Origin of the sequence: Bradyrhizobium nivariense, from assembly GCF_029846695.2 — a bacterium.
In the GTDB taxonomy this organism is placed as follows: Bacteria; Pseudomonadota; Alphaproteobacteria; order Rhizobiales; family Xanthobacteraceae; genus Bradyrhizobium.
The window spans coordinates 47,532-55,872 of sequence record NZ_JARWCR020000061.1 but is presented as its reverse complement, the minus strand read 5'-3'; the positions used below and the strand labels follow the sequence as shown (position 1 = coordinate 55,872).

At 61.1% G+C, this 8,341-nt stretch carries 5 protein-coding genes; 4 read left to right on the top strand and 1 reads right to left on the bottom strand.

What is annotated here, in order from left to right; all coding sequences use genetic code 11:
* Positions 1 to 79: 79 nt before the first annotated feature.
* Positions 80 to 697, top strand: a complete 618-nt coding sequence (locus QCM77_RS34685; RefSeq protein ID WP_280095977.1) for an MFS transporter — start codon at positions 80 to 82, stop codon at positions 695 to 697.
* A 729-nt stretch (positions 698 to 1,426) separates the two neighbouring features.
* Here the strand turns inward: QCM77_RS34685 and QCM77_RS34680 are convergent.
* Positions 1,427 to 2,065 (bottom strand): TetR/AcrR family transcriptional regulator, encoded by a 639-nt coding sequence (locus QCM77_RS34680; RefSeq protein ID WP_280095976.1) that lies wholly within the window; start codon positions 2,063 to 2,065, stop codon positions 1,427 to 1,429.
* Between the two features lie 202 nt (positions 2,066 to 2,267).
* Here QCM77_RS34680 and QCM77_RS34675 point away from each other — a divergent pair, with 202 nt between their 5' ends.
* From QCM77_RS34675 to QCM77_RS34665, 3 genes are read left to right on the top strand one after another with little or no spacing between them, the layout of a single operon-like run.
* The gene (locus QCM77_RS34675; RefSeq protein ID WP_280095975.1) at positions 2,268 to 3,827 is read left to right on the top strand and encodes an efflux transporter outer membrane subunit; all 1,560 of its coding nucleotides are present in this window, start codon (positions 2,268 to 2,270) and stop codon (positions 3,825 to 3,827) included.
* A gap of 16 nt (positions 3,828 to 3,843) precedes the next feature.
* Positions 3,844 to 4,968, top strand: coding sequence for an efflux RND transporter periplasmic adaptor subunit (locus tag QCM77_RS34670; RefSeq protein WP_280095974.1), 1,125 nt, complete (start codon positions 3,844 to 3,846; stop codon positions 4,966 to 4,968).
* A gap of 10 nt (positions 4,969 to 4,978) precedes the next feature.
* Positions 4,979 to 8,119 carry an efflux RND transporter permease subunit gene (locus QCM77_RS34665; protein WP_280095973.1) on the top strand — a complete coding sequence of 1,047 codons (3,141 nt, stop codon included), beginning with the start codon at positions 4,979 to 4,981 and terminating at the stop codon, positions 8,117 to 8,119.
* The last annotated feature ends 222 nt before the right edge of the window (positions 8,120 to 8,341 follow it).

Below are 8,341 nucleotides of genomic sequence, written 5' to 3'. Positions count from 1 at the left end.
TCCACCACCAGCATCCCAACCTCGGCTTCCATGACTCGATGGAAGCCACTGTGGACCCTTATCCCGGGGTCCCGATTGGATGCCGATCACCCCGAAAACGGGGTCCTTATTCCATGCCGAAACACATTCGGCCTCGTTGGCATTGACCTCCTCTCCGGCGGTCGCCGCGATCGCTCTCACTTTGGGGGCAGGATGGGTTGTTGGCTGGTCCGGATTTAACATCAGTGTCCAATGGGCAAGCCCGCGGTGGATCGTCGGCCGAACGATTTCGATCTACTATGCCTTGACGTATGGGGGCATAGCGGCCGGGAGTTGGTTGTGGGGAGCGATTGCGCAGGGCTATTCATTGGCGGCCGCGTTGGTGCTCTCGGCCGGAGCCTTCTTGCTTGTTGCAGGGATCGGATTCTTTTTGCCGATCCAAGAATGCGCCGAAACCGACAACGCGCCTTCTGAAGCCGCCGAATCTCCCGAAGTCGCTCTCGATCTGCAACCACGGAGCGGTCCGATCATGATCAAGATCGAATACAAAATCTTGCCGGAAAACGTCGACGCGTTTTCTCGGTCTCATGCGCGATCGCCGCCGCGTTCAAACTCGTGTCGGCGCGCGTCAATGGACGCTATTGCGCGACCTCCAAGCCCCTTTTCGGTGGACCTAAACATTTCGTACCCCAACTTGGGGAGATTATCTGCGATTTAAACCATCGGCTAACGGCTACGGACAAGCAACTCGAGGATCGCGTCGCCCAACTGCACAGGGGAGCGAGTCCACCATCAGTGGATATAGATTCCGTGTCCTCTCGTCACGCCGCTCGCTCCTTGTGGCAATCAGTTCGGTGTTGGTGAGTGCGCGCAAATCCAAACCTAGAGAAAGGGTACGTGGAGGCGAGTGGCAGGGCGCCGTCGTTGGCCACGCGAGAACTCGAGTTGTTATCCAACGCAAGGCTCGTCGCGAGCCGCCAAGGACATGCAGAACCTTCGTTTTGTGCCAATTGCCGCGTGATTGGTCGTCGCTGGCGACTTCCCCTCTCAGCCGCCACGCTGGCGGGGGAGCTCAAACGCGTAGCGAGCAGGGACGGCCGAGAGGGTGCCGATAGATAAGCCGCCGCCCCCGGGGACGGATGCGCGTTTAGTCGAGGAAAGCGGGCCTGGTCGTGTCCGTTGCGAATTCGAACGCCGCCTCAACCTCAGGCTCAATGGTCCTGCCTCCCATAGACTAGGCAGCTGACCTTTTGGCGAAAACATCGCCTCGCTCGTTTGCGATGTCGGTTGCACCAGATGGTCTGGGCCCGTCGCAAAGAAAGAACAGCGTGTAAAAGTCACGAATGTCAGGCGAATACGAGGCATAGTAGAAGACTGAAGAGGTGCGCATATGCAATTTACGAGCGGGTTGGCACCGGCCCTTGCTTTCATTACACTTGCGTACCCTTCAGGCACGAGGCTGACCTGCTTTCAGGAAGAATTTCAGCCCGGCCTCGATTTCCTGTTCGATCTCTTGCTCGGTGACATCGCTAAGGCCCAAGACGATTCGCAGTGGCAGTTCGCCGCGCACCAGTGACAGAAACTGCTTGGCCGCCTCCAATGGATCGTCAAACTCCAACAGTTTTTTGGCCCTAGCTTCGTCGAGAAATATGGAAAGCCGCCGGGTCGTCGCCTCGGGTCCGCTCTCATAGAAAAGTCGGGCGAGCACGGGAAACCGTCCACTCTCGTTGGCGATGATACGGACGAAAGCGACATCTTTTCGATGGATGAAGCTGTTGAGGTATTGCTTGGCAAACTCCCGCAGCGCCTCGGGCAGTCCGGCGGACAGTTTCGGGACCGGCAAATCGTCTTGCAGGCTCTCGCACTCCGCAACGATCAAGGACGCAAACAGGGCCTCCTTACTCGGGAAATAGGCGTAGAGCGTGGCCTTGGAAACGCCGGCGGCCTTCGCGATGGCGTCCATGCTGGTTGCAGAAAATCCCTGGTCGAGGAAGAGCTCCCACGCCGCACGGCTGACGAGGTCGACCTTGCGGCCAGCGTGAGAGCCCTCTTTTTCGCGAGCTGGGTTCTCGGTGGTTTCAATCAAAGGCGGATCTCCTTGCCTCACAGCGCGCTTCCCAGGGAAACCCACAACATCTCGCACTGTCATCAACTGAAACAAAAGAACAGACGGCGGCGGTGAGAATCATCTCTCTTTTTCGATAACAAAAAACTGAACGGTTCAGTACTATTGACAATCCATGCTGTTCCCGTCAAGTACTGGACCGTTCAGTTCCAAGCGGGCGAAGATGATTTATCGAAGATGGTTCAAAAGCGGTGTTTTATTGCCCCTTGCGCATGCCCTTGCCCTCGGAGGTTGCGCGGTCGGTCCCGATTTCGTTCCTGCGGACGCACCGGGGGTTAGCGGGTACACCGCGGGCCGATTGTCCGGGGCAACTGGCGCGGATGGGTCCGGCGGCACTGCGCAAAAATTCGTCGCAGGCACCGATGTGCCGGGAATCTGGTGGAAGGTGTTTCGCTCGCGACGGATCGAAGCCTTCGTCCGGGAAGCGATCGATAACCACCCCGACATCACGGCAGCGCAGGCGGCGCTGCGCCAGGCCCGCGAAGTGGCCGCGGCCGACATGAGCGCGCTGCTGCCCTCCGTGTCCGCAAGCGACAGCGTAACCCGCAGTCAGACACCCCTGGCGGAATCCGGACGGACCGGACCGTCGTCCTTATTCACTCTCTACAAGACGTCCGTCCCCATCTCTTTCACGCCCGACATCTTCGGCGGCAAGGCGCGCGGGATCGAGGCCGATCTTGCCTATGCCGACTACCAGCGCTTCCAGCTCGAGGCGACCTATCTGACCTTGACGGCGAATGTCGTGACGACTGCGATCAGTGACGCCTCCTACGCCGATCAGATTCGGGTCACCGAGGAACAGATCGAAGGCCAGCGCCAGCTGGTCGCGTTGCTCGAACAGCAGTTCGCACTCGGTGCCGTTTCAAACGCCGACGTTCTGACCCAGAAGGCCCAGCTTGCGCAGACGGTCGCGACCTTGCCGCCATTGCAGAAATCGCGCGCGCAGAATCGCAACCAGCTGATGGCCTATCTCGGCCGGCTGTCGAGCCAGGATCGGGGCGAAGCGGTCCCGCTGTCGAACTTGCGCCTGCCGCGCGACCTGCCGATCAGCGTCCCGTCCTTGCTGGTGCGTCAGCGTCCGGATATCCAGGCCGCCGAAAGCCAGGTGCACCAGGCCAGCGCAAACGTCGGAGTGGCCGTTGCCAACATGCTTCCGAACGTCACGCTGTCGGCCTCCGGTGGCAGCTCCGCACTCGCACTGTCGGGTCTTTACGGCCCGCAATCGGCGGCCTGGAGCGTGGCCGCCAGCGTCACCGGACCGATTTTCGATGCCGGAAGCCTGTTTCACACCAAGGAATCCAAAGTCGCGGCATTGGAGCAGTCCGGCGCGAAATATCGTTCGACGGTCATCACGGCATTCCAGAATGTCGCCGACGCACTCCGCGCGATTCAATCGGATGCCGATCTCCTGAAAGCCCAGGTCGAAGCGGAAAAAACCGCGGCCGAAAGCCTCAAGATGTCCCAGGCCCAGTTCAAGGCCGGTTCGACCACGTTCATCTCCGTCATCAACGCCGAACAGACGCTGCTGACGGCACGGATCAATCGCGTAAAGGCGCAAGCTTCGCGCTATGCGGACACCGTTGCGCTGTACCAGGCGCTCGGTGGCGGCTGGTGGAACCGCATCGATGTATCTCCCGCCGCCGAGGTGAAGCCCGCCGGCGTTGCCGCGATATTCGTACCCGCGGGCGCATTGCCGCCGCAGCCGGCTCCGTCAGCCAACTAAAGCGAAAGCCCGACGCATGTTCAAACGCATGATCATCATGTTGTGTGTCATCGGAGCGGTATTTGCCGCCCTTGCCTGGTTCGTCAACTTCCGCGCCGGCATGATCAAGCAGGCAATGGCCTCGCTGGCGGATCCTCCGCAGACGGTGTCGACGACCACGGCGCAGTCGAGCGACTGGCAATCCACGCTGACGGCGATCGGCACCTTCCGTGCCGTGAACGGCGCGGATCTCTCGCTGCAGCAGCCCGGCATCGTCGACAGCATTCATTTCGAATCCGGCAAGGAAGTCGCCGCAGGCGACGTGCTGCTCGATCTGCGCAAAGAGGACGATGTCGCCAAGCTACAGTCGTTGCAGGCCACCGCCGATGGCTACGGCATCACGTTGCGGCGCGATCAGGGGCAGCTGAAGATCAATGCAGTCAGCCAGGCGACGGTCGACAGCGATGCCGTCAACGAGCGCAACGCTCTCGCATTGGTGGCCCAGCAGCGAGCGCTGGTGGATCAAAAGACGCTGCGGGCGCCGTTTGCAGGGCGTCTCGGTGTACGTCAGGTCGACGTCGGCCAATATCTGACGGCCGGCACCACCATCGTCACGCTGCAGGCTCTCGACCGTCTCTTCGTCGACTTCACGTTGCCCCAGCAGGCAATCGATCAGGTCACCGTCGGGCAACAGGTTCTGGCGCGCGTCGATGCGTTTCCGGACCGCAGTTTCAAGGGCACCGTGCAGGCGTTCAATTCCAAGGTCGATCAAACCAGCCGCAACGTTCAGGTCCGCGCGCTTTTCGACAATGCGGACCGCAAGCTCCTGCCCGGCATGTTCGCGCGAATCGACCTGCGGGTCGGGCGTCCCACCAGCTACCTCACGCTGCCGCAGACCGCGATCGTCTACAACACGTACGGTGAGTCCGTCTTTCTCGCGGTCAAGAGCGATGCGCCGGGCAAGGAGGGATTGGTCGCCCGCCAGACCTTCATCAAGACCGGCGCCACCCGCGGCGATCAGGTGGCGGTGGTCTCGGGCCTCGATCAGAACGCAACCGTCGTCACGGCGGGCCAGATCAAGCTGCGGAACGGCACCCTGCTGAAGGTCGATAATTCCGTCACCTTACCAAACGATCCAAATCCGTCACCCGTCGATCAGTGAGATAGAAAACGTGTCCTTTACCGACATCTTCATTCGTCGGCCGGTGCTTGCGATCGTCGTCAGCCTGATGATCCTGGTGCTGGGTCTGAAGTCGATGACGTCACTGCCGATCCTGCAATATCCGCGCACACAGAACGCGATCGTCACGGTGACGACGACGTATTACGGCGCGGATTCTGCGATCGTCGCCGGCTTCATCACCACGCCGCTGGAAAACGCCATCGCTCAGGCCAATGGCATCGACTACATGACGTCGAGCAGCCAGTCCGGCACATCGACCATCACCGTCAACCTCAGACTGAATTTCGATTCCGGAAAGGCGCTCACCGAGATCAACACCAAGGTCAATTCGGTCCTCAACCAGCTTCCGAGCGGCGTCCAGCAGCCGGTCCTGACCGTCAAAGTCGGCCAGACCATCGATGCCATGTATCTCGGCTTCAGCAGCGACGTGCTGGCGCCGAACCAGATCACCGACTATCTGATCCGTGTGGTGCAGCCCAAGCTGCAGGCAGTGACGGGCGTGCAGACCGCGGAGCTGCTCGGCAACAAGACCTTCGCGCTGCGTGCCTGGCTCGATCCGATCAAGCTTGCGGCCTACGGGCTGACCGCCTCCGACGTATCGACCGCGCTGTCGAGCAACGACTACATTGCCGGCCTCGGCACCACCAAAGGCCAGATGGTGCAGGTCAACCTGACCGCCGCCACGAACCTGAAATCTCTTCAGGAGTTTCGCGACCTCGTCGTCAAGCAGGCGGGCTCCTCCAACGTCAAATTGTCCGACGTGGCGAACGTCACTCTGGGCTCGGAGGATTACGACTCCTCCGTCGGCTTCAACGGAAAGCGCGCGGTCTACATCGGCATCCAGGTTGCGCCAAACGCCAACCTCCTCGACGTCATCAAAGGCGTCCGCGCCGTCTATCCCGACATCAAGGCGCAGCAGCCTGAGGGAATGAATTCCGAAATCATCTATGACTCCACCGACTTCGTGAACAGCTCGATCGACGAGGTGATCCATACCCTGGTCGAAGCGCTTCTGATCGTCACCGTGGTGGTCTTCCTGTTCCTCGGCTCGTGGCGGTCGGTCCTGATCCCCGTGATCGCGATTCCGCTGTCGCTGATCGGCACCTTCACCCTGCTGCTGGCGCTCGGCTTCTCGATCAACCTGCTGACGCTGCTTGCATTGGTGCTGGCAATCGGTCTCGTGGTCGACGACGCCATCATCGTCGTCGAGAACGTCAACCGGCATCTGGCCGAGGGCACGAAGCCGTTGCAGGCGGCGATCATGGCCGCGCGGGAACTATCGGGCCCGATTCTGGCCATGACGGTCGTGCTGATCGCGGTCTACGTGCCGATCGGATTCCAGGGCGGCTTGACCGGCGCGCTCTTCACCGAGTTCGCTTTCACACTCGCCGGCGCAGTCGCCGTATCGGCCATCGTCGCGTTGACGCTCACACCGATGTGCTGCGCGTTCATTCTCAAGCCGCCGAACACCGGCAAGCCGACGCTGAACGATCGAATCGTCGGGTTCATCGACGCCCGCATGGAGTGGTTGCAACACCGCTACCGGCGGCTGCTCGAATCGAGCCTGACGACGATCCCGGTCACGGTCGTGTTCGCGGCCTTGATCTTGAGCAGCATCTACTGGCTCTACACGAATTCCAAGAATGAGCTGGCGCCGGAGGAAGATCAGGGCGCGATCCTGATGCAATCCACGCTCGCTCCGAACGCCACACTTCAGCAGAAGCTGTTATATTCCGCCGAGGTCTACCGGCGCATTTCGGCCCACGCTGAAACCGCGGCGGTGTTCCAGCTCGATCTCGTCGGGAGCTCGATCGCGGGCTGGGTGCTCAAGCCCTGGGACAAGCGCGACAAGACCGCAGCCGAGTTGCAGCCAGCGCTCCAGCAGGAGATGGCGGGGGTGGCCGGAGCCAAGATTGTCGCGTTCCAGCTGCCGCCACTGCCGGGGGCGAGCGGGCTTCCGATCCAGTTCGTGATCCAGACCACCGACCCGTTCGATCGGCTGGATGGAATCGCGAAAGCATTCACCGCCGAGGCGTTGAAAAGCGGCAAGTTCATCTTCCTCGACAATGACCTGAAGGTGGACCAGCCGCAGACTTCGGTGCTGATCGACCGCGAAAAGACCGCGCAGCTCGGACTGAAGCTCAGCGATGTCGGCGGTGCGCTCGGCGCCATGCTGGGCGGCGGCTATGTCAATTATTTCGGCCTGGACGGCCGTTCCTACAAGGTCATTCCCCAGGTCGCGCAGCGCGAGCGGCTGAACGCCGATCAGGTGCTGAACTATTACATCAAGACCTCCGACGGCACGTCCGTTCCGCTGTCGACGGTGGCGTCGTTGAAAACGACCACGGTTCCGCAATCGTTGAACCATTTCCAGCAGGTCAATGCCGCCACTATCTCCGGCGTGGCCATGCCCGGTGTGATCACCGGCGAAGCGCTCGCGACGCTGAAGGAGATCGCGGACCGGACCCTGCCCAAGGGCTACACCATCGACTATGGCGGACAGTCGCGGCAGTTCATTCAGGAATCATCCGGTTTCGCGGTCACCTTCGGATTTGCCCTGATCATCATCTTCCTGGCGCTGTCGGCGCAGTTCGAAAGTTTCCGTGATCCGCTGATCATCCTGGTCTCGGTGCCGATGTCGATCGCGGGCGCCCTGATCTTCATCATGCTGGGCATCAAGGGCGCGAGCCTCAACATCTACACCGAGGTCGGCCTCGTGACCCTGATGGGGCTGATCAGCAAGCACGGCATTCTCATCGTCGAGTTCGCCAATGAACTGCAGCATGCCGGCCGCTCCAAGCGCGATGCGGTCATCGAAGCGACAGCGATCCGGCTGCGCCCGATCCTGATGACCACAGCGGCCATGGTGATCGGCGTGATGCCATTGATCACCGCGTCCGGCGCGGGCGCAGCCTCGCGCTTCAACATGGGGCTGGTGATCGCCTCCGGACTTTCGATTGGAACGTTGTTCACCCTGTTCGTGGTGCCGGCGTTCTACATCCTGCTTGCGGCCGACCATTCCGCGGCGACTGGCGATGACGCGGTGAAACTCGATACGTCCGGACTCGGAACGAGCGGCGCACCGCCGCTTGACGCAGCGATGAAGCCAGTGAATATCACCAGGCAATAAACAAGTCGGCGTTCCTCTGGGCCGCGTAGGCTCTTGGGAGCTCAATCGGATTGTGGCCGAAGGCGGTCTGCTAGGAAGTAGACACTGGGCGTCGTGGATCGGCGGGTCCTGAGCATTCCGCAATAGGACCGAATCGCGGCTTCTCGATCGATCGCGGCCAAGGAAGGCTTTGGTGACGCCCTCTACCGCGAAGTCACTAGGCAGCGTTCACCACCGCGCGGC